The 24,345-nt window shown below is 57.6% G+C and carries 29 protein-coding genes; 15 read left to right on the plus strand and 14 right to left on the minus strand.

The genetic code is table 11. The features are described from left to right. The 4 genes from GOX73_RS00005 to GOX73_RS00020 form a co-directional block, all read left to right on the plus strand. Window positions 1-629: TCP-1/cpn60 chaperonin family protein (locus GOX73_RS00005; protein ID WP_305850551.1), on the plus strand; the 629-nt coding region annotated here is incomplete at its 5' end. Between the two features lie 176 nt (window positions 630-805). Then, window positions 806-1,648 (plus strand): DMT family transporter, encoded by an 843-nt coding sequence (locus GOX73_RS00010; RefSeq protein ID WP_171122220.1) that lies wholly within the window; start codon window positions 806-808, stop codon window positions 1,646-1,648. A gap of 38 nt (window positions 1,649-1,686) precedes the next feature. Further along, window positions 1,687-2,460: an alpha/beta fold hydrolase gene (locus GOX73_RS00015; RefSeq protein ID WP_171123538.1), complete on the plus strand. Its 774-nt coding sequence runs from the start codon at window positions 1,687-1,689 to the stop codon at window positions 2,458-2,460. Next, complete coding sequence (locus GOX73_RS00020; protein WP_171122222.1) at window positions 2,457-3,608, plus strand: alpha-D-ribose 1-methylphosphonate 5-triphosphate diphosphatase; 1,152 nt, start codon at window positions 2,457-2,459, stop codon at window positions 3,606-3,608. Before GOX73_RS00015 ends, GOX73_RS00020 begins: the two co-directional genes overlap by 4 nt. Before the next feature lie 62 nt (window positions 3,609-3,670). Here GOX73_RS00020 and GOX73_RS00025 read toward each other — a convergent pair whose 3' ends face one another. From GOX73_RS00025 to GOX73_RS00035, 3 genes are all read right to left on the minus strand, one after another. Further along, window positions 3,671-4,738 (minus strand): 5-(carboxyamino)imidazole ribonucleotide synthase, encoded by a 1,068-nt coding sequence (locus tag GOX73_RS00025; protein WP_171122224.1) that lies wholly within the window; start codon window positions 4,736-4,738, stop codon window positions 3,671-3,673. After that, on the minus strand, window positions 4,731-5,219 hold the full coding sequence (gene purE / locus GOX73_RS00030) for a 5-(carboxyamino)imidazole ribonucleotide mutase (RefSeq protein WP_171122226.1): 489 nt from the start codon (window positions 5,217-5,219) through the stop codon (window positions 4,731-4,733). Before purE ends, GOX73_RS00025 begins: the two co-directional genes overlap by 8 nt. 76 nt (window positions 5,220-5,295) lie before the next feature. Then, on the minus strand, window positions 5,296-5,520 hold the full coding sequence (locus tag GOX73_RS00035; RefSeq protein ID WP_010441787.1) for a YdcH family protein: 225 nt from the start codon (window positions 5,518-5,520) through the stop codon (window positions 5,296-5,298). Between the two features lie 164 nt (window positions 5,521-5,684). Between GOX73_RS00035 and GOX73_RS00040 the strand changes: the two genes are divergently transcribed. The 4 genes from GOX73_RS00040 to GOX73_RS00055 all read left to right on the plus strand — a co-directional run bounded on the left by GOX73_RS00040 (window position 5,685) and on the right by GOX73_RS00055 (window position 8,168). Beyond that, on the plus strand, window positions 5,685-6,098 hold the full coding sequence (locus GOX73_RS00040; RefSeq protein WP_058275530.1) for an Hsp20 family protein: 414 nt from the start codon (window positions 5,685-5,687) through the stop codon (window positions 6,096-6,098). A 5-nt stretch (window positions 6,099-6,103) separates the two neighbouring features. Beyond that, window positions 6,104-6,328, plus strand: a complete 225-nt coding sequence (locus GOX73_RS00045) for a DUF1150 family protein (protein ID WP_171120244.1) — start codon at window positions 6,104-6,106, stop codon at window positions 6,326-6,328. A gap of 95 nt (window positions 6,329-6,423) precedes the next feature. Further along, window positions 6,424-7,311 carry a PhzF family phenazine biosynthesis protein gene (locus GOX73_RS00050; RefSeq protein ID WP_171122229.1) on the plus strand — a complete coding sequence of 296 codons (888 nt, stop codon included), beginning with the start codon at window positions 6,424-6,426 and terminating at the stop codon, window positions 7,309-7,311. Beyond that, entirely contained in the window at window positions 7,308-8,168 is an 861-nt protein-coding gene (locus GOX73_RS00055; protein ID WP_171134743.1) for a glycosyltransferase family 10 domain-containing protein, read from the plus strand. Before GOX73_RS00050 ends, GOX73_RS00055 begins: the two co-directional genes overlap by 4 nt. A 58-nt stretch (window positions 8,169-8,226) precedes the next feature. Here the strand turns inward: GOX73_RS00055 and GOX73_RS00060 are convergent, their stop codons facing one another. The 4 genes from GOX73_RS00060 to trxB form a co-directional block, all read right to left on the minus strand. Then, complete coding sequence (locus GOX73_RS00060) at window positions 8,227-9,945, minus strand: bifunctional sulfate adenylyltransferase/adenylylsulfate kinase (RefSeq protein ID WP_171122233.1); 1,719 nt, start codon at window positions 9,943-9,945, stop codon at window positions 8,227-8,229. A gap of 217 nt (window positions 9,946-10,162) precedes the next feature. Further along, window positions 10,163-11,833 (minus strand): adenylate/guanylate cyclase domain-containing protein, encoded by a 1,671-nt coding sequence (locus GOX73_RS00065; protein ID WP_171134744.1) that lies wholly within the window; start codon window positions 11,831-11,833, stop codon window positions 10,163-10,165. Between the two features lie 63 nt (window positions 11,834-11,896). Beyond that, window positions 11,897-12,361, minus strand: a complete 465-nt coding sequence (locus tag GOX73_RS00070; protein ID WP_171122236.1) for an RES family NAD+ phosphorylase — start codon at window positions 12,359-12,361, stop codon at window positions 11,897-11,899. A 4-nt stretch (window positions 12,362-12,365) separates the two neighbouring features. Then, window positions 12,366-13,307: a thioredoxin-disulfide reductase gene (gene trxB / locus GOX73_RS00075; RefSeq protein ID WP_171122238.1), complete on the minus strand. Its 942-nt coding sequence runs from the start codon at window positions 13,305-13,307 to the stop codon at window positions 12,366-12,368. Between the two features lie 227 nt (window positions 13,308-13,534). On the opposite strand from trxB, the gene GOX73_RS00080 reads away from it, so the two are divergent. After that, window positions 13,535-14,035 carry an Lrp/AsnC family transcriptional regulator gene (locus tag GOX73_RS00080; RefSeq protein ID WP_171120257.1) on the plus strand — a complete coding sequence of 167 codons (501 nt, stop codon included), beginning with the start codon at window positions 13,535-13,537 and terminating at the stop codon, window positions 14,033-14,035. 117 nt (window positions 14,036-14,152) lie between these two features. Here GOX73_RS00080 and GOX73_RS00085 read toward each other — a convergent pair whose 3' ends face one another. The 5 genes from GOX73_RS00085 to lgt form a co-directional block, all read right to left on the minus strand. Further along, window positions 14,153-14,935, minus strand: a complete 783-nt coding sequence (locus GOX73_RS00085; RefSeq protein WP_171122240.1) for a Hint domain-containing protein — start codon at window positions 14,933-14,935, stop codon at window positions 14,153-14,155. A gap of 333 nt (window positions 14,936-15,268) precedes the next feature. Further along, window positions 15,269-15,397, minus strand: a complete 129-nt coding sequence (locus tag GOX73_RS20875) for a hypothetical protein (RefSeq protein ID WP_255431604.1) — start codon at window positions 15,395-15,397, stop codon at window positions 15,269-15,271. Between the two features lie 269 nt (window positions 15,398-15,666). After that, window positions 15,667-16,425 (minus strand): peptidoglycan editing factor PgeF, encoded by a 759-nt coding sequence (pgeF, locus tag GOX73_RS00090; protein ID WP_171122242.1) that lies wholly within the window; start codon window positions 16,423-16,425, stop codon window positions 15,667-15,669. Then, window positions 16,422-17,489: a class I SAM-dependent methyltransferase gene (locus GOX73_RS00095; RefSeq protein WP_171122244.1), complete on the minus strand. Its 1,068-nt coding sequence runs from the start codon at window positions 17,487-17,489 to the stop codon at window positions 16,422-16,424. Before GOX73_RS00095 ends, pgeF begins: the two co-directional genes overlap by 4 nt. Beyond that, window positions 17,486-18,373: a prolipoprotein diacylglyceryl transferase gene (gene lgt, locus GOX73_RS00100; protein WP_171122246.1), complete on the minus strand. Its 888-nt coding sequence runs from the start codon at window positions 18,371-18,373 to the stop codon at window positions 17,486-17,488. The genes GOX73_RS00095 and lgt overlap by 4 nt, the downstream gene beginning before the upstream one ends. 97 nt (window positions 18,374-18,470) lie before the next feature. On the opposite strand from lgt, the gene GOX73_RS00105 reads away from it, so the two are divergent. The 5 genes from GOX73_RS00105 to GOX73_RS00125 all read left to right on the plus strand — a co-directional run bounded on the left by GOX73_RS00105 (window position 18,471) and on the right by GOX73_RS00125 (window position 21,667). Beyond that, window positions 18,471-18,719: an accessory factor UbiK family protein gene (locus tag GOX73_RS00105; protein WP_170384762.1), complete on the plus strand. Its 249-nt coding sequence runs from the start codon at window positions 18,471-18,473 to the stop codon at window positions 18,717-18,719. 310 nt (window positions 18,720-19,029) lie between these two features. Further along, window positions 19,030-19,530: a YbjN domain-containing protein gene (locus tag GOX73_RS00110; protein ID WP_170753355.1), complete on the plus strand. Its 501-nt coding sequence runs from the start codon at window positions 19,030-19,032 to the stop codon at window positions 19,528-19,530. Window positions 19,531-19,570: 40 nt separating this feature from the next. Further along, window positions 19,571-20,386 carry a pyrroline-5-carboxylate reductase gene (gene proC / locus GOX73_RS00115; RefSeq protein WP_171122248.1) on the plus strand — a complete coding sequence of 272 codons (816 nt, stop codon included), beginning with the start codon at window positions 19,571-19,573 and terminating at the stop codon, window positions 20,384-20,386. Then, window positions 20,379-20,717, plus strand: a complete 339-nt coding sequence (locus GOX73_RS00120) for a tRNA-binding protein (RefSeq protein WP_171120270.1) — start codon at window positions 20,379-20,381, stop codon at window positions 20,715-20,717. The genes proC and GOX73_RS00120 overlap by 8 nt, the downstream gene beginning before the upstream one ends. Next, a complete protein-coding gene (locus GOX73_RS00125) occupies window positions 20,717-21,667 on the plus strand; it encodes a D-glycerate dehydrogenase (RefSeq protein ID WP_171122250.1) in 951 nt (316 codons plus the stop codon). Before GOX73_RS00120 ends, GOX73_RS00125 begins: the two co-directional genes overlap by 1 nt. Here GOX73_RS00125 and GOX73_RS00130 read toward each other — a convergent pair. Beyond that, the gene (locus tag GOX73_RS00130; protein ID WP_171123540.1) at window positions 21,664-22,242 is read right to left on the minus strand and encodes a thymidine kinase; all 579 of its coding nucleotides are present in this window, start codon (window positions 22,240-22,242) and stop codon (window positions 21,664-21,666) included. The genes GOX73_RS00125 and GOX73_RS00130 overlap by 4 nt on opposite strands. Before the next feature lie 358 nt (window positions 22,243-22,600). Between GOX73_RS00130 and GOX73_RS00135 the strand changes: the two genes are divergently transcribed. Beyond that, window positions 22,601-23,062 carry a hypothetical protein gene (locus GOX73_RS00135; RefSeq protein WP_171120274.1) on the plus strand — a complete coding sequence of 154 codons (462 nt, stop codon included), beginning with the start codon at window positions 22,601-22,603 and terminating at the stop codon, window positions 23,060-23,062. 78 nt (window positions 23,063-23,140) lie between these two features. Here GOX73_RS00135 and GOX73_RS00140 read toward each other — a convergent pair whose 3' ends face one another. Beyond that, the gene (locus tag GOX73_RS00140; protein WP_171122252.1) at window positions 23,141-24,265 is read right to left on the minus strand and encodes a beta-ketoacyl-ACP synthase III; all 1,125 of its coding nucleotides are present in this window, start codon (window positions 24,263-24,265) and stop codon (window positions 23,141-23,143) included. Between the last annotated feature and the right edge of the window lie 80 nt (window positions 24,266-24,345).

A 24,345-nucleotide genomic window follows, 5' to 3' on the forward strand; every position in this document is an offset into this window, starting at 1 on the left:
AGAAAGCCGAGATCGAAGCACGTGTTGCTCAGATCCGCACTCAGATCGAAGAAACTTCGTCGGACTACGACCGTGAGAAACTGCAAGAGCGCGTTGCCAAACTGGCAGGCGGTGTTGCTGTTATCCGCGTCGGCGGCATGACCGAAGTGGAAGTGAAAGAGCGTAAAGACCGTGTGGACGATGCTCTGAACGCAACGCGTGCTGCTGTTCAAGAAGGCGTTGTTGTGGGCGGCGGTGTTGCCCTGGTTCAGGCCGGTAAAGCGCTGGAAACTCTGGAAGGTGCAAACGCTGACCAGAATGCAGGCATCAACATCGTTCGTAAGGCAATTGAAGCGCCGCTGCGCCAGATCGCCGAAAACGCAGGTGTTGACGGTGCGGTTGTTGCAGGCAAAGTCCGCGAATCCGGCGACGTGGCATTCGGTTTCAACGCGCAGACCGAAGAATATGGCGACATGTTCTCGTTCGGCGTGATCGACCCTGCCAAAGTTGTCCGTACCGCTCTGGAAGACGCGGCATCGGTTGCTGGCCTGCTGGTTACCACCGAAGCGATGGTTGCAGACAAGCCGCAGAAAGACGCACCTGCCGCCGGCGGCATGCCCGACATGGGCGGCATGGGCGGCATGATGTAAGCTGTCTAAGCCTTAGTGCTTATGGATGGGGTCGCCTTCGGGCGGCCCCGTTTCGTTGGAAATGCCCGCTGCGCGGTCATGCCTCCGGCGGAAGTATTTTTGAACAGAAGAAGATCGGGGTTTTGGTTGCGGGAAAGTGAGTGTGCAAACGGCGTGGAACCCGCTATGCGATGGGTATGCGACTGTTTTTGCTCTCTGCCCTGACCATGTGCGCTTTTGCGGCGAATTCGATTCTTAATCGGTTGGCCATTGAAAGCGGTGCCGCTGATCCCGCCGGTTTTGCCGTTATGCGCGTTCTGGCAGGGGCTGTGGTGCTGGCGGTGCTGGTTTTTCTCAGAGGTGGGCATTTGCCGCTGCGAAACACGCGTCGGATCACCGGGGCGGGTTCCCTGTCTTTGTATATGATCGGCTTTTCGATTGCCTACCTGACACTGGACGCGGGACTGGGCGCGTTGATCCTGTTCGGGGTGGTCCAAATCACCATGTTTGCAGTGACATCGGTGACCGGAACAGCTCCGGGCACCCGCCAGATTGCCGGGGCCGCGATTGCGCTTGGCGGGCTAGCTTGGGTGCTATGGCCGTCTGGTGAACTGCGCGTGGACCCAGTTGGAGCCGCCCTGATGACTGCCGCTGGGGTGGGCTGGGCCATCTACTCATTGGTTGGCCGATCCGAGCCGGACGCATTGGCCGGCACAGCGGCCAACTTTGTTGTCGCGTTGCCGGTCACCGCATTGGCCTTGTGGTCCGGCAGCACCGATTGGCACATGACTGCTAACGGTTACCTGCTGGCCGCCCTCTCTGGAGGTGTTACGTCTGGAATGGGCTATGCGCTTTGGTATCGTGTCCTGCCGCAGTTGGCACCGACCACTGCAGCGGTGGTCCAGTTGAGCGTTCCGATCATCGCGATTGTAGGCGGCGTCATCTTGTTGGGCGAGACAGCTTCGGTGCGCTTAATACTTGGTGCGACACTGGTGTTGGGTGGCATTGCGCTGGCGGTCCTTAAGTTGAAGCCGCGCTAGGGGTTTTAATGCACCCTGTTTGGGCTTATCTGGCCGCTATGAGAAACCTGTTTGCCCTTGTTCTATTTCTTTTTCCTGCCGTGGCGCAGGCAAAGTGCGTTGTGTTGTTGCATGGGCTTGCGCGTACCGAGGCGTCCTTTACCGTGATGGAGCAGTTGTTCAAGGCGCATGGCTATACGGTCGTGCGGCCTAGTTACCCTTCAACGGATTTGCCGATCCCTGAGTTGGCCAATCAAACTCTGCCCGAGGCGTTTGCGGCCTGCGGCGGCGACACAGTCAACGTCGTGGCCCATTCGATGGGGGGGATCCTTTTGCGGTATTGGCTGCAGGGTAACCAGCCTGAAAATCTGGGCCGCGCGGTCATGCTTGGACCGCCCAATCAGGGAAGCCAACTGGTTGATGAGTTGGGCGCATATGAGGTGTTCGGAATGCTGCACGGGCCTGCGGGTCTGGCGCTGGGAACGGGCCCAGAAGGAATCCCGGCCCGGTTACCGCCGGTTGATTTTGAGTTGGGGGTGATTGCTGGCGAAAATTCTCTGAACCCTTTGTTTTCCTCAATGATCGACGGCAAGGATGACGGCAAGGTTTCTGTCGAAACCACCAAGGTCGACGGGATGAAAGATCATATCGTCTTGCCCGTGACCCACACCTTCATGATGAATAACCCCCGCGTCATGGCTCAGGCGCTGCATTTTATCGAGTTTGGCCAGTTTGATCCGGAAATCACCTGGCTGGACGGGGTGCAGGATATCATTGATGAAATCTGCATTGGGCAGGATTGCTCTGAACCTGTCTCGGAGCCCTCGCAGTGACCGCTCTGAACCTGACGCTGACTGGCGCAGAGGTTCTGTTGCCGGACGCCGGTCTGACCGTTGCCAACCTGTCATTGGCCGAGGGTGTCTTTCAATCTGACTGTATAGGACGATCCATCGACCTGTCGGGGTATTTGTTGCTGCCCGGAATCATAGACCTGCACGGTGACGGATTCGAACGTCACATCGCGCCGCGCCGGGGGGCGATGAAACAGATGGATGAGGGTATCCTGTCGGTCGAAGCCGAGCTTGCCGCCAACGGGATCACGACCGCTGTCTTGGCGCAGTTCTATAGTTGGGAAGGCGGCGTGCGCGGCCCTGAATTTGCGGGGCAGGTGTTTGATGCAATCGCGTCGGTGAAAGGCCAGGTCGTAACGGACTTGCTGCCACAACTGCGGTTTGAGACGCATATGCTGGACGATTACAAGGGCTTGCCCGAACGTATCGCGGCGTGGCAAGTGCCCTATGTCGTCTTTAACGACCACTTGCCGCATGACCGCTTGGTAGAAGGGCGCAAACCGCCGCGCCTGACTGGACAGGCGCTGAAGGCTGGGCGTAACCCAGACAAACACTTTGAGATGTTGCTATCCATGCACGCTCGCAGCTCCGAGGTGCCTCAGGCGCTGGATGATCTCTGCGCGACACTGGCGGGGCAGGGGGTGCGCATGGGCAGTCACGATGACGCGACCTCGACAACCCGGGCCGACTGGCGAAATCGGGGCGCGCGCATTTCTGAGTTTCCCGAAACGCTTGAGGCCGCCGAAGCCGCCCGCGCTGCCGGCGATCGCGTTATTCTGGGATCCCCGAATGTAGTGCGTGGCGGATCGCATAAAGGCAATGCCAGCGCGCTGGACCTGATAGCCATGGGGCTGTGCGACGCTCTGGCCTCTGATTACCATTACCCCAGTCCACGCCGTGCCGCTTTGATGCTGGCCAAAAGCGGTCTGCTGGATTTTGCTGGTGCCTGGACGCTTGTGTCCTCTGGTCCGGCGCAGGTTCTGGGATTACAGGATCGTGGCACGCTGGCGCCAGGCCAACGTGCTGATTTGGTCATTCTAGACGCAAAGACACACCGGGTTGCCGCCACAATGGCAGCGGGTAGGATCAGCTACATGGTTGGTGATATCGCGGCCCGGTTCCTAGCCTGATCCGCGCGCTTCATCTGGCTAAAAATATCCCCGCCGGGGGCATCGCGCGCCAGCGCGATTTCTTAGCGCATGATACGGTTGAAATGCCCCATCTTCCGACCTGCCTTAACCTCGGCCTTTCCATAGAGATGTAGGGCCACGTTACGCTCCTGCGCCAGTTCCGGCACGCGGTTCATGTCGGCACCGATAAGGTTTTCCATCACCACATCCGAGTGGCGCTGCTCGTCGCCCAAGGGCCATCCGGCCACGGCGCGAATATGCTGCTCGAACTGGTCGACGGCACAGCCGTTCTGCGTCCAATGGCCCGAGTTATGTACACGTGGCGCGATCTCGTTCACGATCAGGCCGCCGGGCGTTACAAACAGCTCGACCCCCATCACGCCCACATAGTCCAGAGCGTTCAGGATATTGGCCGCCAGCAAAACCGCATCCGTACGCTGTGCGGGGCGCAGACGTGCCGGGACCGTTGTGGTGTGCAGGATGCCGTCGCGATGCACATTTTCGCCGGGGTCGAAACAGGCCACCTGACCATCCAGCCCGCGGGCCGCAATGATCGAGATTTCGTGACTGAAATCGACGAACCCTTCAAGAATTGCAGGCGCGCCGGCCATGTCTGCCAAAGCGGTTTCGGCATCTTCGGGGGTGCGTAGTCGGGCCTGTCCCTTGCCGTCATAACCAAAACGACGGGTTTTCAAGATCGCAGGCGTTCCGATTTGTTCAATCGCGGCTGTCAGGCTGTCCAGATCGGTAATGTCGGCAAAAGGTGCGGTTTGCAGGCCGAGCCCTTGCAGAAATGTCTTTTCGGTCAGGCGGTCCTGGCTGACGCGCAGCGCCTCGCGGCCGGGGCGAATGGGGCGGTGGGTTTCCAAAATGTCCAGCGCCTCGGTCGGGATGTTTTCGAACTCGTAGGTGATGACATCAACCGACTCGGCGAAGGCTTTCAAAGCGTCGGCGTCCTCATAGGCTGCCGTCGTCACCCGGTCGGCCACATGACTGGCCGGAGGGTTTGCGCCGGGCTCATAGATGTGGGTCAGAAATCCCAAACGGGCCGCTGCAACCGACAGCATCCGTCCCAATTGGCCGCCGCCAAGAATACCTATCGTTGCGCCGGGCTGCAGCATCTCAGTCATCGATAGGCTCCTGCGGGATCGAGGCCGAGAGCGCATCGCGCCACGTGTCCAATCGTGCGGCCAGAGCGTCGTCCTGAAGCGCCAGTATGCCAGCGGCCATAAGCCCGGCATTGGCGCCACCTGCCGACCCGATGGCCATGGTCGCCACGGGAAACCCTTTGGGCATCTGCACGATGGAATAAAGCGAATCGACCCCAGACAACGCCCGCGTCTGGACAGGCACCCCAATCACCGGGACCCGCGTTTTCGAGGCCATCATGCCCGGCAAATGTGCAGCTCCGCCCGCACCAGCAATAATTACCTGCAGGCCACGCGACACGGCGGTCTTCCCATAGTCCCAAAGGCGGTCGGGCGTCCGGTGTGCTGAGACAATGCGCTTTTCATACGCCACGCCCAATTCATCCAGAATGTCTGCGGCTTCTTTCATCGTGGGCCAGTCCGATTGACTGCCCATGATGATCCCCACTTTCACGTCGCTCATCCGCTTGTGTCCCTGCGTTTCGAAAGAGCGCGCACTATAGCCAAATCCGCTTATGTGGCAATGCGGTACAGAGCGTTCAGGCGATGATATCCGGGGTCAGACGGTCTTCGATCAGGCGGATGATGTCTTTCAGGCGCAGTTTTTGTTTTTTCAGCCGTTTGATCGTCAGTTGATCGGACGTGCCCTTGGCCTGCAACGCTTCGATCGCCTCATCCAGATCGCGGTGCTGGCGGCGAAAAACCTCCAGCTCCACCCTTAAAACCTCATCTGTTTTCATTGAAAGATCGGTGGGCGCGTTCATGGGCGACTCGGTTGTTATTGTGGTGCTTGTCACACAAGATAGTGTGTCAGGCGTTATCCCGCCAGACCTTGTGGACATCCTGGTTTCTTCCCATATTCTATAGCATGCGGTTGCCAAAAAGGGGCCGCAAAACACGTCGCTTTGACAATAAAGGACGAAAATACGTGTCAAAACTTACTCTTGGCTCATACCCGCATCTTCTGGGGTTCGAGCAATTGGAACGCCTTTTGGAACGGTCTGCAAAGGCCGGAAATGAAGGATACCCGCCCTATAACATCGAGCAGACCTCGGATTTTTCGTATCGTATCACTCTGGCGGTAGCCGGGTTCGCGGAAGAGGATCTGTCGATCACCATCGAGGATCGCCAGCTGGTGATCCGGGGTCGTCAACGCGACGACAGCGAGGGGCGCATCTTCCTGCATCGCGGCATCGCGGCGCGTCAGTTCCAGCGTATGTTCGTGCTGGCCGACGGTGTCGAGGTGGGCGAGGCGATCATGGAAAACGGTCTGCTGCATGTGGATCTGACCCGCGCCGTGCCGGAAACCGTGGTGCAAACGATCAACATAAGAAAGGGGTAAGAGCAATGAATACACCGATAGAACTGAACGCCGAAGGCGACCGGATCGTCTATGTCAAAACGGTCGAAGTCGCTGATCTGCCTCGGGAACTGCGCGAACAGGCAGGGGATCTGGATCTGCTCTATGCTGTCCACGACTCGGACGGTCAGCAACTGGCGCTGGTCGCCGACCGCAAGCTGGCGTTCAACCTTGCGCGCGAGCATGACTTCTCGCCGGTGGCCGTGCACTGAGCACGGCCCCTCTGACGTTTTCCACGTGACATCTGCTGTCCGTCGGGCGAGTTATGCGAACCGGAGACGGTTTGCATAAGAAAGAGCGCGCGGAAATGAGCTGGTTTGTTTTTGACTGGGTAGATGCCTTTACCGACAGGGCATTTGGTGGAAACGGTTGCGCCGTGGTCCACGGTGGGGCGGCCCTATCTGACAACACCTCGATGGCCTTTGTGCAAGAGACCTCGCTTGTCGAGTGCACGTTTACAGGACCGTCCGAGGTCGCCGACATCCGGGTCCGCTACTTTCTGGCCAGCCGAGAAATCCCATTTGCCGGTCATCCAACCATTGCGACTGTCGCGGCCATGCGGTCCCGTGGGTTAATTCAGGGAAATGCGCTGACGCTGGAAACGGGTGCCGGTGTTGTTTCGATCCGCCTGATCGGGGATGAGATCGAGATGATTCAGGTCGCGCCACAGTTTGGTGCGTATGTTCCCGCCGATTTGGTGGCTGCGGCGATTGGTTTGTCTCAGGACGACATCATATCTCCTCCGCAGTTTGTATCTACGGGACTGCCTTTTTGCGTTACGGTGCTGCATGATCACGACGCCTTGCGAGCAGCCAAGTTGAATGTCGAGGCGCTTCGGGATGTGTCAGAAATGGCAGGGTTTTCTGGGTCTGACATGGCAGAACCTTTTCTTGTCACGCTGAAGGGCGCAACCGATGCAGGAGACACATTCTCGCGCTTGTTGCTGGCGCCACCCAGCCCGCCCGAGGACCCCTTTACCGGTTCGGCAACCGGGGCGATGGCCGCCTATCTGTGGAAACACGGTCTGATGGCGAAGGATACGTTCACAGCCGAACAGGGGCACGACATGGGACGCCCCGGTCAAGCGACCGTGACCCGCGTCGGGCCTTCTGATGCGATGACTGGTATAAAGGTTGCCGGGCGTGGTCACGTTCTGATGCGTGGTCAGGTCAACCTGCCAGAGGTGTCTGTATGACCGAACCCGCCATTGCAATATTGCCTTATGGAAATCGTTTGGGGCCAAAGCTGTCATCGCTACCCCTGGCTGACCTGATCTGGCCCGAGGGGTGCCCCGAGCGACTGATCGGCAAATCCGTCGGGGACCTTGAGCCCACCGATCACTTGATCATGTACCCCAATTCAACTGTGCATCTACGCCTGCGCCGGGGCACCCGTGCGCAGATTTCCCTGATGATGGGCGAACCTTCGGCCATCCACGCCAAACACGACCGGATGCTGCGCTGGTCGTGGCGGCGGATTTTCCGCGTCCTGACGTTTCATGATGTTTTGCTGCAAGGTATCCCGAACGCGGTATTCCTGCCCTATGGCGTCACAATGATTCCAAACTGGCGCGAATTGGATGTGACCAAGTCAAAGTCCTGTTCGTTGATCGCGTCAAGCAAACGTGATCTCGAAGGGCACCAGTTGCGCCATTCTGTCATCGACTGGGTGCGGGAAACTGATGCGGACGTGGATATCATGGGGCGGGGCTATAACCCCTTTGACCAAAAATCCGACGGCCTTGCGCCTTATCGCTATTCCGTAGTGATCGAAAACGTGCGCGAGAAAAACTATTTCTCCGAAAAACTGACCGACGCGATTCTGTGTTCAACTGTGCCGATCTATTGGGGTTGCCCGAATATCGACGATTTCATGGATAGTTCGGGCATGATCATATGTGAATCCGAGGCTGATATTCAGCAAGCGATCCAATCCCTGTCGCCCGAGGATTACGCAGCCCGCTTGCCTCGGTTGCAAGCGATTCAGGCCAAGGCTGCGGAGTTTGGGGATTTCGAAGGCCGCGCGGTCGCAGCCTTGCGCGCAGAACTTTAACCAGAAATGCAAAAGGCCCTCGCGCTGCGGGGGCCTTTCATAGAACATATGCGCTGTCTTAGGACGCTGCGATCAGGCCCATGCTTTCCAGCTTGAGCAGCACCTGATGGGCGCAGTTGTCGACATCGACATTCTCGGTCTCGACGCTCAACTCGGGGTTTTGGGGGACGTCATAAGGGTCAGAAATTCCTGTGAATTCCTTGATCTTGCCTTCGCGCGCCAGCTTGTACAAGCCCTTGCGGTCGCGACGTTCACATTCCTCGATACTGGTCGCGACGTGAACTTCACAGAAGGCACCGAACTGTTCGATATCTTCCCGAACCGCGCGGCGCGTGGTTGCGTAGGGCGCAATCGGTGCACAAATAGCGATGCCACCGTTTTTGGTGATCTCGCTGGCCACATAGCCGATGCGACGGATGTTCAGGTCGCGGTGCTCTTTCGAGAAGCCCAGTTCCGACGACAGGTTCTTACGCACGATGTCGCCATCCAGTAGCGTCACGGGGCGGCCACCCATTTCCATCAGCTTGACCATCAAGGCGTTGGCGATGGTGGATTTGCCCGAGCCCGAGAAACCGGTGAAAAACACGGTGAAACCCTGTTGGCTGCGCGGCGGTTTGGTCTTGCGCAGCTCGGCCACAACCTCGGGGAAGCTGAACCATTCGGGGATTTCCAGACCTTCGGCCAGACGGCGGCGTAGTTCGGTGCCCGAGATGTTCAGGATCGTGACGTTGTCCTTGTCTTCGATCTCGTCATTCGGCTCGTACTGGGCGCGTTCTTGCACATAGACCATGTGTTTGAAGTCAACCATCTCAAGGCCGATCTCGTCCTGGAACTTGCGGAACAGATCCTGTGCGTCATAGGGGCCGTAGAAATCTTCGCCTTGGCTGTTCTTGCCTGGGCCAGCGTGGTCACGCCCGACAATGAAGTGGGTGCAGCCGTGGTTCGCGCGGATCAGGCCGTGCCAAACCGCCTCGCGCGGGCCTGCCATGCGCATGGCAAGGTTCAGCAGCGACATCGAGGTGGTCGAGGCCGGGTATTTGTCCAAAACCGCCTCATAGCAGCGCACGCGGGTAAAGTGATCGACGTCGCCGGGCTTGGTCATGCCGACAACCGGGTGGATCAGCAGGTTGGCCTGCGCTTCTTTGGCTGCGCGGAACGTCAGTTCCTGATGCGCGCGGTGCAGCGGGTTGCGGGTTTGGAACGCAACGATGCGACGCCAGCCCAGCTTGCGGAAGTAGGCGCGCAACTCGTTCGGGGTGTCGCGACGGGCGCGGAAATCATAGTGGACGGGTTGCTGGATGCCGACAACGGGACCGCCCAGATAAACCTTGCCTGCCACGTTATGCAGGTAGTTCACCGCCGGGTGTGCGTCATCATCTGCGCCGAACACTTTTTCAGCCTCGCGCGGCTTGTCCGGGGTCCAGCGGTCGGTCACGGTCATGGTGCCAAGGATCACGCCCTCTTGGTCGCGCAGGGCGATGTCCTGACCCAGTTCGATAGTATCGGCAAACTCTTCGCTGACGTCCAGCGTGATGGGCATGGGCCACAAGGTGCCGTCGGCCAGACGCATGTTGTCTACGACGTTGTCGTAATCAGCCTCGGTCAGAAACCCCTTCAGCGGGTTGAACCCGCCATTCATCAGAAGCTCCAGATCGCAAATCTGGCGGGGGCTCAGGTCCCAGCTTGTCAGGTCCGCGGCTTCTACTTTCAGTTTCTGTGCGGATTCGTAGGAAACATATAGTTCAGGGATCGGAGCGAGATTGCTTAACATCGTCATTGGAATACTCTTGTCGAAGTGCGGTTTTGCCAGTGATTCAAGGGCGTTTGCGGGGCATTTGCCCCGACAGTTGGGCGAAGTCCATATACATTCATGAAACAAAGGACGAAATGCGCGGTTTTTTCGCGGAATGGAAGGATTTTCTGACATCCGGCGGAAATTATGACCGTGGTTCCAGCAATGGTCGGCAAAATGGTGCCAAAACGTGAATGTGTTCCTATGAGGAGGCACTTTCCAATAGGTCCGCCGCGCTTTGGACAGGCAGAGCGGGAATCGGTCGGGTCACACCGCGCAGCTGAAAGGACTTCATCCCGTTCAGATCGCCTTGGTACCCGGCAATCTTCAGCAAGTCGTCTGAGACAAGAAGTTCCACTTTCAATGCCTTTGTTTCGGCCTCCAACCGGCTGGCCACATTGACCGCATCGCCGATGATGGTGCGTGCGGCATTGCCCGCAGCACCGATTTCACCAAGAACCAAATCGTCCAGATGCAGGCCCATTCCGATGCGAATGCGCGGGCTTCCTTCGGCTTCCAGCTGCTGATTGAACCGCATGAGGGCGTGGCTGACATCTGCCGCTGCCTTCAAGCCCGCTTTTGCCGAACTTTCGGCATCAGGCGTTTCAAACACGGCCAGCAGCCCGTCACCCATGTATTTATCAACCACACCCCCGTCGGCGGTGATGGCCGGAACGATGGCATCAAAGAACCGGTTCAGAAGAAAGACGATGTCATAAGGCAACTGCCCCGTGGTCCGCGAGGTGAATCCCCGCATATCCAGAAATAACACGGCCAGTTTGCGTTCCTGACCCTGACTGGCATGTGCGCGCTGCCGCCCTCCGTCGGGGCGGAACATGCGAAAGGCCGTGATCGGTTCGGTCGGGCGTATCTGGCACGCCAACCGAGCACCATCGGGTGCGCTGACGGCTGCCAGACTGCGGGCTTCAACGTCACTGGGGGCCGGAAGTTTTTCGGCACCGTCTTCTACGATCACGCGACAAGTCGTGCAGCGTCCCTTGCCGCCACAAAGGGCGGTGTGGGGGATGCCGTTGGCCTGCGAGATTTCCAGCAGCGTCATGCCTTTCTCTGCCACGACTTCGGGGCCTTCGACGTATTTGACCCGCACAGAATGTCTGCGCCGCCAGAGTTTGCGACCAAGAAACACGGCAATGGACGCAGCCAGTGCAATCCAGAACGCCATCATTGCGTTGTCTTTTACACTGAAAAGGGCCTGAAACTCTTCGGGTGAGGGCCAGTTGTAATGTTCGATATACTGTTCGCGCAGTGAAGGATCAGCAAAATCGGTCCAAATCCTGCGACCCTCGGTCAGCAGGCCTGCAAGGGCAAAGGACGGAACAAAAACCGCCAACCCGATCAGATAGGGGGCTACGTTTGACCACCAACGGGTGAGGCGAAGCCACATATGCAGCCCGATGCAACTGTGAACCCAGACGACCAGTAACAGAAGGCTTTGCATGTAGATCGCGGAACTGGGCCACATCAGGGCGATAATATACCCCATCTCGTCGTTGACGTTGTATATCTCATGCGCATAGCGCGTGTGCACGATATGCGCGATCAATTGCAGCGGGATCAGCAAACCCAGTACCACTTGCAGGGCGGTGTTAAACGGCATTCGCAATGTGCGGCGTTGGCTAATGGAATACAGGGCAAGCCCGAAATGGGTGAACAAGGCCACGTACAGAACCGCGCTGCCGATGTCATGGCGTGTGACGGCGTGGCGACCGTCTTGCATATCGTGCAGATAATCGGTGTGGAATAGGCCCAGGCCAATATTGATGAAGTGAAAGAAAGCGAAGGCAAACAGGATTAAGCCGCTGCCAATCCGCAGCCGGGTTGCCCACCCGCCTTGCCAAAGAACGCTTTTCAATCAAGCCACCTGTATTCGCATTTCTTGCGCCCGAGTCTGGAGCGGCTGGGGCTATGGGTCAAGTTATGGTTGAGAATAGGATTGTTCCCACGGGGTTGCCTGAGCGTGGGCGCAAATAATGGCCGGGGAAAGATTGAACAGCACAATGTGGCTCAGCTCTGGGCGGGTCCGAGAGCTGTAGATCAAACCGTCAGCGTGTTTGGCACGAGCTTGGTCAGAATACCGCCATGTTGGTGAAAAGCCATGTTCTTTATGGATATCTTGCCAAACTATCGACGCTTTGTGCTGACCGCGCAGGTCGATCAACCTTGCGCCCGATACTTCTGCCCTCTGCAATATTCTTGGTGGGTCGTTGGGCGAGACATATCGACGGATGGCAACACCCGCCCCTTCGGCGCTAAGAGAAGCGTAGAGAGCGATTTGCCCGGAATAATGAAAACGCCCCTCGGGTGCCTGAGCGGGAACCAAAGGGGCGCTAATTTGGGATAGAAACAGAATTCTCCAGACCGGGCCGGAGAACTCCATCATCACGTTACTCCTGCTCGGCCAAAAACCGTTCCGCATCCAATGCAGCCATACAGCCCATACCGGCGCTGGTAACAGCCTGGCGATAGATGTGGTCGGTCAGGTCACCCGCCGCGAAGACGCCCGGAACCGACGTTTCGGTCGAGCCCGGCTTGGTGACGACATACCCGCCCATATGGGTTTCCAGCGAGTCTTTGACCAACTCGTTCGCAGGCGCGTGGCCGATCGCAACAAAGACGCCTTTACACGGGATCTCGGTGACCTCGCCGGTCTTCACATTCTTGACGCGCACGCCTTCAACGCCCAGAGGGGCATCCGTGCCGACGACTTCTTCAAGCTCGTGGAACCACAGCGGCTCGATCTTTTCGTGCTTCAGCAGCCGGTCCTGCAAGATTTTCTCGGCCCGCAATTCGTCGCGGCGGTGGATCAATGTCACTTTGCTGGCGAAGTTGGTCAGGAACAGCGCTTCTTCGACCGCAGTGTTGCCACCGCCGATCACCACGATTTCTTGTCCGCGATAGAAGAACCCGTCACAGGTTGCACAGGCGGATACACCGAAGCCCTTGAACTTTTCTTCCGACGGCAGGCCCAGCCACTTGGCACGGGCGCCCGTGGCAAGAATGACGGCATCGGCCGTATAAACCGTTCCGCTGTCACCCTTGGCGGTGAACGGACGTTTCGAGACGTCCAGATCATTGATGATGTCGCCGATGATTTCGCAACCCATCGCCTTGGCGTGGTCCTGCATGCGAACCATCAGATCGGGACCCTGAACTTCTGTATCGCCGGGCCAGTTCTCAACCTCGGTGGTGGTGGTCAACTGACCGCCGGGTTCAATGCCCTGAACCAGAATCGGCTCAAGCATCGCGCGGCTGGCGTAGACGCCCGCTGTATAACCGGCCGGTCCCGATCCGATGATCAGAACCTTCGTGTGACGTGTTTCGGCCATGGTACCCCCAACTCGATCTGCCTGTTTTGGGCGCTTGGCCCCTTGGCGAATGGATATAACGACCACAGTGCGGCGCTTAAAGCCCCTACCTGTCACACATCCGCTATGCGTTCAGCGAAAAGCGCCTAAAAAAAGAACACTGAAAATAAAGAAAATTGCGCATACGCGAAAGATTATTGCGCATCTTTGGGGTGCTGATATAACAACCGAAAATTCAGGAGCATTGAATGGTCGCGACACGGCTGGATGAGATTGACCGCAAGATTCTGGCGGAATTGCAGGCAGACGGTCGCATGACCAATGTCGAACTGGCAAAGCGAGTGGGAATTTCAGCCCCGCCCTGCCTAAGGCGTGTGCGCACGCTGGAAGATTCAGGGCTGATCCGCGGGTATCATGCCGAGGTGAACGCGCGCGAGTTGGGATTCGAAGTTCAGGTCTTTGCCATGGTCGGACTGGAAAGCCAGGCCGAATCCGAACTCAGCGCTTTTGAAGAACGCTGCCGCGACTGGCCTCTGGTGCGCGAGTGTCACATGCTGAATGGCGAGGTCGATTTCATCCTGAAATGCGTGGCCCCGGACCTAAGCAGTTTTCAGCAATTTCTAACAGGTGAACTTCTGACCACTCCGAACGTGGCAAGCGTGAAAACGTCGCTTGTGATCCGGGGCGCTAAGGACGAGCCCGGCGTACCTTTTGACGTGCTGGAAGAACGAATGAGCCGGATGGCTTGAACCGCGCGCGTTTATGCGCAGCACAACATGGCGGTAGAATCGCCGTGACGAGCAAGAACAGTGCCCAACCTAGTAAAATCTGCATAAAGCCCCCACTTTGCAGCAATATTTTTGTGTTTACGCTGTGATTGCGTCTACCTCTCCGTCACCGGCACGTGGCATCAACAGCGGGCCGAAATCGTTCAGCGAATCGACATGCGCAAACAGGTTCAGATAGATTGACCGGAGCGAATGGCTGATCATCCGAACTGCGTTTACCCCCGGGTGGTAAGTTTCGAACTGTAGCCCATCAACCTTGATGACCGAGTGCCGCTTTAGGCAGATGTGAAACAGCTCGATCGGAGTGGGCGGAAGGGTTTCGATAACACTCATCCCGTCTTGAAATTCGTGGACCGGTGTCAAAATCGTTTCGTTGCCATGCAGGTGGCGCAGATGGGCCGGTGTCCCGACGATACGCGCGGCCGGACCCGCGATTACGCCAGACAAAGGTTTCTGCATCCCAAACGTGTCCGCCATGATGCGGGTCAAGGGGCGGGTGCGCCCGCGCGAGTCCTCGCGCCCTGGGACAAGAGTGACTGATCCTTTCCACAAAACAGTTTGCGAGGAACCGTCCTGCGTCAGAACAGTGTCACCGGGCAGCAGGTCTTCGATCGCCAAGGGACCCGTCTTTGTTTCAACCAGTGAACCGCGCGTAAATGCGCAGAATGCATCTTCAAACATCGGCAAAGCCGGTGCGATGTGCCGCGTCTGCGAAACGTCACCGTTTGGCATCAGCGAACTGACCTCATAGCGCCGCAGCTGCGCCTTGGGTTTGTTCGGCGATCTTGAGGCATCTTGCAGCATTGCCGAAGTATCAACGGCATTCCTGGCAGCCCGTGAGAGCGAATGTGGAATAGGCATAGTTATTCCGTCCCTTCTAGTACCCGCTCAGACGGAGTGACCTCTCGAAAGAGACCCGTCTGATTAGTCTTATTTTTTGTTTTGATTGAAAGGGCGACCCTAAGGCGGCGGTCGATTCGACGACGCGATGAAAAAATAATCCGCAGACCTTTGGCCAACATTTTGACCCCCCAAACAAACTCACACCAACGCAGGCTGAAATTGCCGGCGCACACATGCCCCTGAACCTGACCGCTTTGAATACCTGCGGCAGGCCACACACCGGACCGGAGCACCCCTCCGGCGTGTTTCTTGGCCCTGGTGACCGGCAGCTTGGTACCCTGGGCATGTCGATCAGCCTTGCTTTGCCAAACGGCGCGCAACTCTGACCGAGCGGCTGGAAACGTGTTTCCACGGCATCTCCAGCCCCTTCTCTTTGCTCGCCGCAACAACGGCGCTGAGAAAGCGAGATTTGATCTTCATTTTGTGTTCCTGCTCCTCGGGGGTTTGACACCCCGTTCCCTATGGTTAGCCAATGTGACGCCATATTGAGGCGCCGATAAGGCTGATCCGGGATCAATTCAGGACAAAATGAAGGTTGGCAGCTCCTCTTTCTTCATACTGTCTCGCACTGCTGGAGCATCGGCAGATAAGCACCTGAGAGCGGACAATAAAACTCAATTTGTTCCGACTCAGATAGACACAAAGAATGTGGCGAAAAAGCGGCGATATCGCCACAATTCGGTCTTGGTTTACAATTTGATTGCTGAAATCAGTCTGCCATAGTCGGCTTCTTTGGCGTGGGTCGCCCTGCGATAGGAATAAAATCTAACCGGATCGGAATAGGTGCAGTGCCGAGTCCACTCGGCTTGACCGATTCCCGCCTGTCGCAGCCTGTGAAGGCCAAATGCGGGCAGGTCGAACTGAAGCCTGTCGCCCTTGCCGTTCGCAAAAAACCGCAGGTTGTCTGGGGAATCCGCGACGAAATCGTCCAGAAATTCTGGACCCACCTCATAGGCTGTCTGCGAAATCGTCGGTCCGATCACTGCAATCGTATTTTTGCGACTTGCGCCCAATGCCTCCATTGCGTCGAGCGTGGCCTCCAACACGCCATCCAGCGCGCCTTTCCAGCCTGCATGGGCTGCGCCGATGACCTGTGTTTCGGGGTCGGCAAACAGAACTGGCTGACAATCCGCTGTCAGGATCGTGAGCGCCAGACCGGGCGTCGATGTTACCACCGCATCAGCCTTGGGCTTTTCCCCATTTATCGGTCCGTCGACCGACAGCACGGTTGGAGAGTGGACCTGATGAACCCCAATCATTGCGTCGGGCGTAACTTCCATTGCGTCCGCGACTCGATTGCGGTTGATCGCGACGGCCTCGGTCTGATCCGAAGATCCATATCCACAGTTGAGCCCGGCGAATATGCCGGAAGACGCGCCTCCGCGACGGCTAAAGAACCCGTGGCGAACAGAGGACAGCATGTCCGAAGTCAGAATTTCCAGTGTCATGATTCCAGTCCCGGAGGGGGGGAGGCATAGGAAGGGTAGAGGCCCAGTACTTTGAACAGGTTTCCCATTTCATTCGGATGCGTCAACCTGCGATGTGCGGAAACCAGTTTATCAAGCTCGACCCCGCCGAGAGTCGCAGAAAGCTTCTGCGCGCGCGCCGTTATTCCCAGCCGCTCCAGAAATACCCCCTGAGGCGTCAAGCGCGTGTGGGCACATCCGGCGGCGCGTGTGGCGGTTGCCAGTGGCTCGAAATCGACATGGGCGGTCAGATCAGCCTGTCCCGGTGCCTGCAAAGGGTCTGCCCGCTCATGCTTGCGAACGGCCTGCAAGGTATCGCCCAGCGAATGCCAGTCGCCATAATCAACAATCAGCCCGGCTCCGCCTTGCGTCGCGATCCGGCCTGCCAAAACGGTGATAATTGGAATTGCGGATGGACAGAGTTCGACGAGATCACCATTTTGTGTATCGTCCAGCCGATCCATCAGTGCCACCTGAGATGCCTGTGCCCCTAGGCCATATGTCAGCGATTCGCCCTCACTCCCGACCAGACGCTCGCGCCATCCATCGCCGTCGCGCAGGAACTGACGTATGGGGAGGGCGTCGAAGAATTCGTTTGCAACAAGGAACAGCGGTGCATCGGGCAGGTCGGCAACCGTTTCGATCCAGCGTGGCGTGTATCCCTTCAGGGTATTTGACTGGATTTGCCGAAGGATCGGGGAAGCCTCCAGCAAAGTGACTTCCACGGCGTCGTGGAAGCCCTCAATGTTGCGGGTTGCGCGCAGAATGTCGGCCATCAACGTGCCGCGCCCCGGACCCAGCTCGGCAAGCGCAAAGCGGTTGGGGTGACCCTGATCTATCCAGGCTTGCGCCAGCGACAATCCGATCAGTTCACCAAACATCTGACTGATTTCCGGCGCCGTGACGAAATCGCCCAGAGCACCCAGAGGGTCGCGGGTGGAGTAATATCCCTGAGTTGGATGCAGCAGGCATTCGGTCATGTAGTCGGCCACGCTCATCGGGCCGTCTTGCGCGATGCGCGCAAGCAGGTGATCGGTCAGAGTCATCGAACAGATCGCGCACGCAGCGCGAACCACAAGCCAAGTGCGATCATGGGGATTGACAGCAACTGACCCATTGTCAGCCCATAGCCGCCGATATGCCACGCCAGCCCCAGCGGATTACCGGGCGAGATGAATTGTGCGTCCGGCTGCCGGAAAAACTCGACAATAAATCGCGAGGCACCGTAACCGGCCAGGAAAACCCCCATGATCAAACCGGGTGTCTTGAACGCACCGCGCCGATAGGCCAGCCACAACAGTACCGCCCCCAGCAGCACCCCTTCCAGCGCCGCTTCATAGAGTTGCGATGGGTGCCGCGCGCACATGCCAGCAAGTACGCCGGGGCAATCCTGCGCGGCCGCACCGGGGAAAATGACGGCCCAGGGCAGCTCGCTCGGGCGTCCCCATAATTCCGCGTTTACAAAGTTTGCCAACCGCCCCAGCAACAACCCCGGCGGAACCGCGTGTGCGATAAGGTCGGCCAAGGACAATACCGGAACCTTGTGGCGACGCGCATACAGATAAGAGGCAACGACCACTCCGAGCAGTCCGCCGTGAAAGGCCATTCCGCCCTGCCAGACTTTTAGAATGTCCTGCGGGTTCGCCAAGTAATAAGCGGGTTGGTAAAACAACACGAAACCCAGCCGACCCCCCAGAATGACGCCGAGAATGATCCATGTGAGCAGGTCTTCCAGTTGCTCGGGCTTCATGGGTGGGGTCGATTCTGGCCAAAGGGCAGGTCGCCGCAGCGCCATTGCACCCAAGCGCCACGCGATCAGAATGCCTGCAATATAAGCCAGTGCGTACCAGCGCAGCGCGAACTCCATCCCGACGAGTGAGATTGAGAACAACTCGGGCGACAGATCGGGGAAATTCAGAACAGCCTGCATGTGCGTCTCATTGCCCGTGCTTTATGGGGCAAGTCAACCTTGAGCCTGACGCAAACTTTACCCATATAGGGATCAACCGCGATTTCGGAGAAAAGCCATGCAGACCCGCAACAAGATTCTGGACGACGTATCCCAATTGATGACCAACGCCATGGGCGTAGCACAGGGTGCGCGGGAAGAGGCCGAAAATGCGATGAAGTCGATGATCGACCGCTGGCTGGCGGATCGGGATTTCGTGACGCGCGAGGAATTCGACGCGGTCCGTGCGATGGCCCAAAAAGCGCGCGAAGAGAATGCCGCGCTGGAAGAACGCATCGCAGCGCTTGAGGCGAAACTGGACAAGTAACGTCCGAATCCAAATTTTCGATGCAAGAAAAACGCCGCGCGATCCGGGTAGGGATTGTGCGGTGTTGTGCATCTTGCCGCCTTGCAGAATTTAATCAAGACAAAGCTGCACGCGACGCCAATATTTTGATCGCCGTGACCGTTCGTCCACAACTTATTGCTGTTATCCCCAATAAATAGGGTTGCCAGACGGGTACTGGCAGCGCACCATATTTAGTACAGGCCCACGGGGGAAGCCCGGCTTGTAGAGCAGGCAACTAGCGCTGGGGCGCTGCCAGCCCCAAAATGCTAGAGATTAGTGAGGTGGCATTATGGCCCTTTCCGAGCAGTTTCTCGAAGAAGATCTTCATCCAATAGATATTGTTGAACACCTGGCTGAGCACCACGACTGGGACTTTGACCGGATCGGGGATGACCAGATCGCCATGGCTGTCGAAGGGCAGTGGCGTACCTACTCAATCACGCTGGCCTGGTCGAACTATGACGAAACCCTGCGCATGGTGTGTTCGTTTGAAATGGACCCGCCGTCCGAGCGTGAGTCCGAGTTGTACGAACTGCTGAACAAGATGAATGATCAGTGCTGGGCGGGTGCCTTTACCTATTGGGCCAACCAGAAACTGATGGTTTATCGCTACGGTCTTGTTCTTGCTGGCGGACAGATGGCCAGCCCCGAACAAATCGACACGATGATCACCGCAGCCGTTCTGAGCGCTGAGCGGTATTACCCCGCGATCCAGTTGGTCACATGGGGCAACCGCGATCCCGAAGACGCGATGCAGGTCGCCATTGCAGAGGCTTACGGGCGCGCGTAAAGCTTTGCCCCGAACCGACAAGTAAGGGGGAGGGGCAATCATGGATATGTCACGCGTCGCCGAACAGGGGCTGGTGCTTCTGGGTTGCGGCAAGATGGGATCGGCCATGCTCGCTGGATGGTTGGAGCATGGCCTTTCTGCGTCATCGGTCTGGGTTGTGGACCCGTATCCATCGGACTGGTTGAAGGCGCAGGGCGTCAATATCAACACACCGCTGCCCGAAGCCCCCGCTGTGGTGCTGGTGGCTGTCAAACCGCAGATGATGGGCGAGGCCCTGCCTGCGATCAAGGCGCTGGGCGGCGGCAGCAGCCTGTTTATCTCGGTCGCGGCGGGGACGTCGATTGCCACCTTCGAAGCCGTTTTGGGCACGGACACGCCGATCGTGCGCGCGATGCCAAATACACCCGCAGCGATCCGACAGGGGATCACAGCTTTGATCGGGAATTTTGTCGCATCGAATGACGATGTCGCACTGGCCGAAGACCTGTTGTCAGCCATTGGCGACACCGTCCGGTTGGATGGCGAATCTCAGATGGACGCAGTAACGGGCCTTAGCGGTTCAGGCCCGGCCTATGTCTTTCACTTGATCGAAACGCTGGCCGCTGCGGGTCAGGCGCAGGGCTTGCCGCACGATCTGGCAATGAAACTGGCTAAGTCGACTGTGGCCGGGGCTGGTGCGCTGGCGATGGCCTCCGATGACGACCCCTCGCAATTGCGGATCAACGTGACCTCTCCCAACGGTACGACACAGGCCGCGCTTGAGGTGTTGATGCACGAAGAAGAAGGCTTCCCCGATCTGCTGCACCGTGCCGTGAAAGCCGCTACCGACCGATCCAAGGAGCTTTCTCGTGAATGAGATTTCATTTGACGATTTCCTCAAGGTCGACATCCGCGTCGGCAAAGTCGTTCGTGCCGAATCGTACCCCGAGGCGCGCAAGCCTGCGATCAAGATGTGGATCGACTTCGGCGATGAAATTGGTGAGCGTAAGACATCGGCCCAGATCACCGCGCATTACGACCCGGCCACGCTGGTGGGTAAACAGGTGATGGCTGTGGTGAACTTCCCCCCGCGCCAAATAGGTCGCTTTATGTCCGAAGTGCTTGTGTTGGGTCTTCCTGATGAAAGTGGCGAGATTGTTCTGATCGGCCCTGATGGTGACGTTCCTGTTGGCGGGCGGATGCACTGATGAGACTACTTGTTGCCCGCCCTATGACAGCAGCAGTCACAGCCCGCGCGCGGGCAGAGTTTGATGTCGAGTTTCGCGAAGATACATTACCGATGACGCGGGATGAGATGCTGCGTGCGTTGACCGAATTCGATGTGGTGGTCCCGACTTTGGGCGATCTTTTTTCGGAACAGGTATTCGCACTGGTGCCCAACCCCCGATGCAAATTGCTGGCAAATTTCGGGGTTGGGTATAATCACATCGACGTGGATGCGGCGCGGGCCGCAGGCGTTGCCGTGACGAACACACCGGGCGCCGTCACGGATGCAACCGCTGACATAGCGATGACCTTGCTGCTTTCTACAGCCCGGCGTGCGGGGGAAGGGGAACGGCAGGTCCGGGCTGGCACTTGGCAGGGATGGCATCCGACGCAGATGCTGGGCCACCACGTGACGGGCAAACGTGTTGGGATCGTTGGTATGGGGCGCATCGGTCAGGCTATCGCCCGTCGGTGTCATTTCGGGTTTGGAATGCAAGCCCTTTATCAATCCCGCAGCAAGAAAGAGATCGACTTTCCCGCGGAATATGTTCCTGACCTGAAAGAGCTGGGTGCTCGGGTCGATTTCCTGATCCTGGCAGTCCCTGGCGGTGCGGAAACCCGTCACCTGATCAACGCGCAGATACTAGAAGCTATGAACCCGTCGGCCGTTCTGATCAATATCGCGCGCGGAGAAGTCGTGGACGAATCTGCATTGATTGCCGCGCTGCGTGCCGGCCAGATCGCAGGGGCGGGATTGGACGTCTATGAGTTTGAGCCCGCGGTCCCGCAAGCCCTACGCGACATGGAGAACGTGACACTGTTGCCCCATCTGGGCACCGCGACCGAAGAAGTGCGCAGCGATATGGGGAATATGGCCCTGGATAATGTGGCCGCCTTTATCGACGGACGCCCACTGCCGAACCCGGTCTAAGTGCCCACAGCCTCACGCCAGTGTTTGCGACATAGCGAGACGTAAGTTTCGTTCCCACCAATCTGCACCTGCGCGCCTTCGGTGATGGTGTTTCCGTTTTCGTCCTGACGAATCACCATCGTCGCCTTGCGCCCGCATTCGCAGATCGTGCGGACCTCGCGCATTTCGTCAGCCAACGCCAACAAAGCAGCCGAGCCCGGAAATAGACAGCCCTGAAAATCCACGCGCAGCCCATAAGCCAGCACCGGCACTTTCAGGTCGTCTACTGCGCGCGCCAGTTGCCAAACTTGATCTTCGGTCAGAAATTGGGCTTCGTCGACAAACACGCAGGCGACTTTACCTTTCGCCAATCGCCCTTCGATCATTGCGAAAACATCGTCTTGGGCCGTGAACGTGTCGGCGTCCGACGATATCCCGATTCGGGATGCAATCTTGCCCACACCTGCACGTCCGTCCAACGCGGCGGTCATCAAATAGGTATCCATGCCCCGCTCGCGATAGTTGTGCGAGGCTTGCAACAGGACGGTCGATTTGCCTGCGTTCATTGTAGAATAATTGAAGTACAGCTTTGCCATGGTCCCGGGTCTAAAACGCCTGAACGGTGCGGACAAGCCATCATATGTCGTAGTAGAAGCGACGCCGCCGTTGTTGCTGTCAGGGCCGAGCATAGGCTCAATGGGGATGGATACCCGAACGACAACAACAGCGACGTCGTCGGCCAACATGCGGCCTAAACAAAGCAGGGCATTCAAAAATTACCCCACAATCACTCGTACTCGGCAAGAACTGCCGCCACTCACTCACAAAACCCCCGCATATCTGAGGGATAGCCAATATATGCCATTTGAATTATGACTCGGTTATGGGAAATTTCTTTTCCCTTTCCCCCGCAACGAAGAATACACTGGGGAGGCAGGCAGCAGAGGGTGGAGCATGGCGGATATTGGGGCTTATCTGAAAAAGCATACCGAAGCGTTGGTTAAGGATGTCGGAATCGAAGCAGCGTGCGAGATTACCGGAAAATCCAAGGCGACGCTTGGGCGTTATTATTCTGACAACGCTGAACATGCCGACCGCTTTATGCCCGTCGACGCCGTTGCCCGTCTGGAGGGAGTTGCCAATTTTCCGCACGTCACCTCGGCCTTGGCGGATCTGAAAAATATCACGCTGTCCTATGATGGACGAAACAGTGAAACACCGCGCACGGGCGGGGTGAATTCTGACGTGATTGCGTTGAGCCAGCGCTTTGCGATGCTGATGACCGAGTATCAAGCCGCGATTGAAGATGGCATCATTACGGTCAACGAAGCAAAACGGCTGCTGAAAGAAACCAGCCTGCTGCAACAGGTTCTGATCGAAATGAAGCTGCACCTAGAAGAAGAAAGCGTGAGCTGACGCCACCACCGGCCCCTGTCGGGCCGGGGCCAATCCAAAGCTTTCAGTCAGGGAGTCCGGTTTGCCAGGATGAGTGCCTTATCCGTGGCGCTTCACAATCACCGACCCAACTGAATACCCCGCCCCGAATGAGCAGATCAGGCCGACTTCGCCTTCTGCAAAATCATCGGAGTATTTTGAAAACGCGATGATCGACCCAGCCGAAGACGTGTTGGCGTAGTCCTGCAAAATGTTGGGCTGTTCCTCGGGTGCCGGTTGCCGTCCCATCACTTTCTTACCGATGAAATCGTTCATGGTCTTGTTCGCCTGATGCAACCACAGGCGCTTTAGGTCTTCGCTGCTGACGCCCTCGGATTCCATGTGGTCGGCGATGTGCTTGCTGACCATCGGTAAGACCTCTTTGAACACCTTTCGGCCGTTCTGCATGAACTGCATGTCACGGCGATCCTCAAGTCCGGCGGGGCGGGTGCGGCGCAGAAATCCGTTGTTGTTTCGGATGTTATTGGAAAACTCGGTCGCGCAACGTGTCGAGAGTATTTCGAAATGCGGGCTACCCGCGTCTTCGATCCGTTCGATCAGGGTCGCTGTTGCGACGTCGCCAAAGATAAAGTGACAATCACGATCTCGCCATTCCAAATGTCCTGTGCAAATCTCGGGGTTCACCACCAGCGCGCTTTTGACTGACCCCGACCGAACCATGTCGGCGGCGGCCTGAATGCCGAACGTCGCCGAAGAACAGGCGACGTTCATGTCAAAGCCAAAACCGTTTATGCCCAGTGCTTGCTGAATCTCGATCGCGATCGCGGGATAGGCGCGCTCGTGGTTCGAAGCTGCGCATATGACCAGATCGACATCTTCTGCGGTGCGCCCGGCCTGTGCCAATGCTTTCTTGCAGGCGTCTACAGCCATCTCGGTCATGATGCCCGGCTCGTCATCGCTGCGCTGACGCAGAAGGGGGTGCATGACGTCAGGGTCCAGAACGCCGCTTTTGTCCATCACGTAGCGGTTTTCGATACCAGAGGCTTTCAGGATGAACTCTTCCGACGAATGTTGCATGGGCTCCATCTCGCCTGCGGCAATCGCGTCTGCGTTCTTGGCGTTCATCTTGTCGGCATAGGCATTGAACGCGGTGACAAGTTCGGCGTTCGTGATGACATTCTCTGGCGTGAAAACACCGGTGCCGGTGATAGCTGGCGTGTACATGATCATCCCTGGATATCTCGAATTTGCCCAAAATGCAGTCAACTTGGGGTTAGTTCAAGGTAGATTGACCTAAGGGAATA

Origin of the sequence: Ruegeria sp. HKCCD7221 (genome assembly GCF_013031225.1) — a bacterium.
In the GTDB taxonomy this organism is placed as follows: domain Bacteria; phylum Pseudomonadota; class Alphaproteobacteria; order Rhodobacterales; family Rhodobacteraceae; genus Ruegeria.

Excerpts from the sequence above, each read along its gene's own strand:
- GOX73_RS00135 (WP_171120274.1), top strand. The coding sequence starts at position 22,601 with ATGGCGGATATTGGGGCTTATCTGAAAAAGCATACCGAAGCGTTGGTT.
- GOX73_RS00095 (WP_171122244.1), bottom strand. The coding sequence starts at position 17,489 with ATGACTCTGACCGATCACCTGCTTGCGCGCATCGCGCAAGACGGCCCG.
- GOX73_RS00105 (WP_170384762.1), top strand. The coding sequence starts at position 18,471 with ATGCAGACCCGCAACAAGATTCTGGACGACGTATCCCAATTGATGACC.
- GOX73_RS20875 (WP_255431604.1), bottom strand. The coding sequence starts at position 15,397 with ATGAAGATCAAATCTCGCTTTCTCAGCGCCGTTGTTGCGGCGAGCAAA.
- trxB (WP_171122238.1), bottom strand. The coding sequence starts at position 13,307 with ATGGCCGAAACACGTCACACGAAGGTTCTGATCATCGGATCGGGACCG.
- GOX73_RS00140 (WP_171122252.1), bottom strand. The coding sequence starts at position 24,265 with ATGTACACGCCAGCTATCACCGGCACCGGTGTTTTCACGCCAGAGAAT.
- GOX73_RS00110 (WP_170753355.1), top strand. The coding sequence starts at position 19,030 with ATGGCCCTTTCCGAGCAGTTTCTCGAAGAAGATCTTCATCCAATAGAT.
- lgt (WP_171122246.1), bottom strand. The coding sequence starts at position 18,373 with ATGCAGGCTGTTCTGAATTTCCCCGATCTGTCGCCCGAGTTGTTCTCA.
- GOX73_RS00035 (WP_010441787.1), bottom strand. The coding sequence starts at position 5,520 with ATGAACGCGCCCACCGATCTTTCAATGAAAACAGATGAGGTTTTAAGG.
- GOX73_RS00055 (WP_171134743.1), top strand. The coding sequence starts at position 7,308 with ATGACCGAACCCGCCATTGCAATATTGCCTTATGGAAATCGTTTGGGG.
- purE (WP_171122226.1), bottom strand. The coding sequence starts at position 5,219 with ATGAGCGACGTGAAAGTGGGGATCATCATGGGCAGTCAATCGGACTGG.
- GOX73_RS00130 (WP_171123540.1), bottom strand. The coding sequence starts at position 22,242 with ATGGCAAAGCTGTACTTCAATTATTCTACAATGAACGCAGGCAAATCG.
- GOX73_RS00045 (WP_171120244.1), top strand. The coding sequence starts at position 6,104 with ATGAATACACCGATAGAACTGAACGCCGAAGGCGACCGGATCGTCTAT.
- GOX73_RS00060 (WP_171122233.1), bottom strand. The coding sequence starts at position 9,945 with ATGACGATGTTAAGCAATCTCGCTCCGATCCCTGAACTATATGTTTCC.
- GOX73_RS00080 (WP_171120257.1), top strand. The coding sequence starts at position 13,535 with ATGGTCGCGACACGGCTGGATGAGATTGACCGCAAGATTCTGGCGGAA.
- GOX73_RS00025 (WP_171122224.1), bottom strand. The coding sequence starts at position 4,738 with ATGACTGAGATGCTGCAGCCCGGCGCAACGATAGGTATTCTTGGCGGC.
- GOX73_RS00085 (WP_171122240.1), bottom strand. The coding sequence starts at position 14,935 with ATGCCTATTCCACATTCGCTCTCACGGGCTGCCAGGAATGCCGTTGAT.
- GOX73_RS00070 (WP_171122236.1), bottom strand. The coding sequence starts at position 12,361 with ATGATGGAGTTCTCCGGCCCGGTCTGGAGAATTCTGTTTCTATCCCAA.
- GOX73_RS00015 (WP_171123538.1), top strand. The coding sequence starts at position 1,687 with ATGAGAAACCTGTTTGCCCTTGTTCTATTTCTTTTTCCTGCCGTGGCG.
- GOX73_RS00050 (WP_171122229.1), top strand. The coding sequence starts at position 6,424 with ATGAGCTGGTTTGTTTTTGACTGGGTAGATGCCTTTACCGACAGGGCA.
- proC (WP_171122248.1), top strand. The coding sequence starts at position 19,571 with ATGGATATGTCACGCGTCGCCGAACAGGGGCTGGTGCTTCTGGGTTGC.
- pgeF (WP_171122242.1), bottom strand. The coding sequence starts at position 16,425 with ATGACACTGGAAATTCTGACTTCGGACATGCTGTCCTCTGTTCGCCAC.
- GOX73_RS00125 (WP_171122250.1), top strand. The coding sequence starts at position 20,717 with ATGAGACTACTTGTTGCCCGCCCTATGACAGCAGCAGTCACAGCCCGC.
- GOX73_RS00010 (WP_171122220.1), top strand. The coding sequence starts at position 806 with ATGCGACTGTTTTTGCTCTCTGCCCTGACCATGTGCGCTTTTGCGGCG.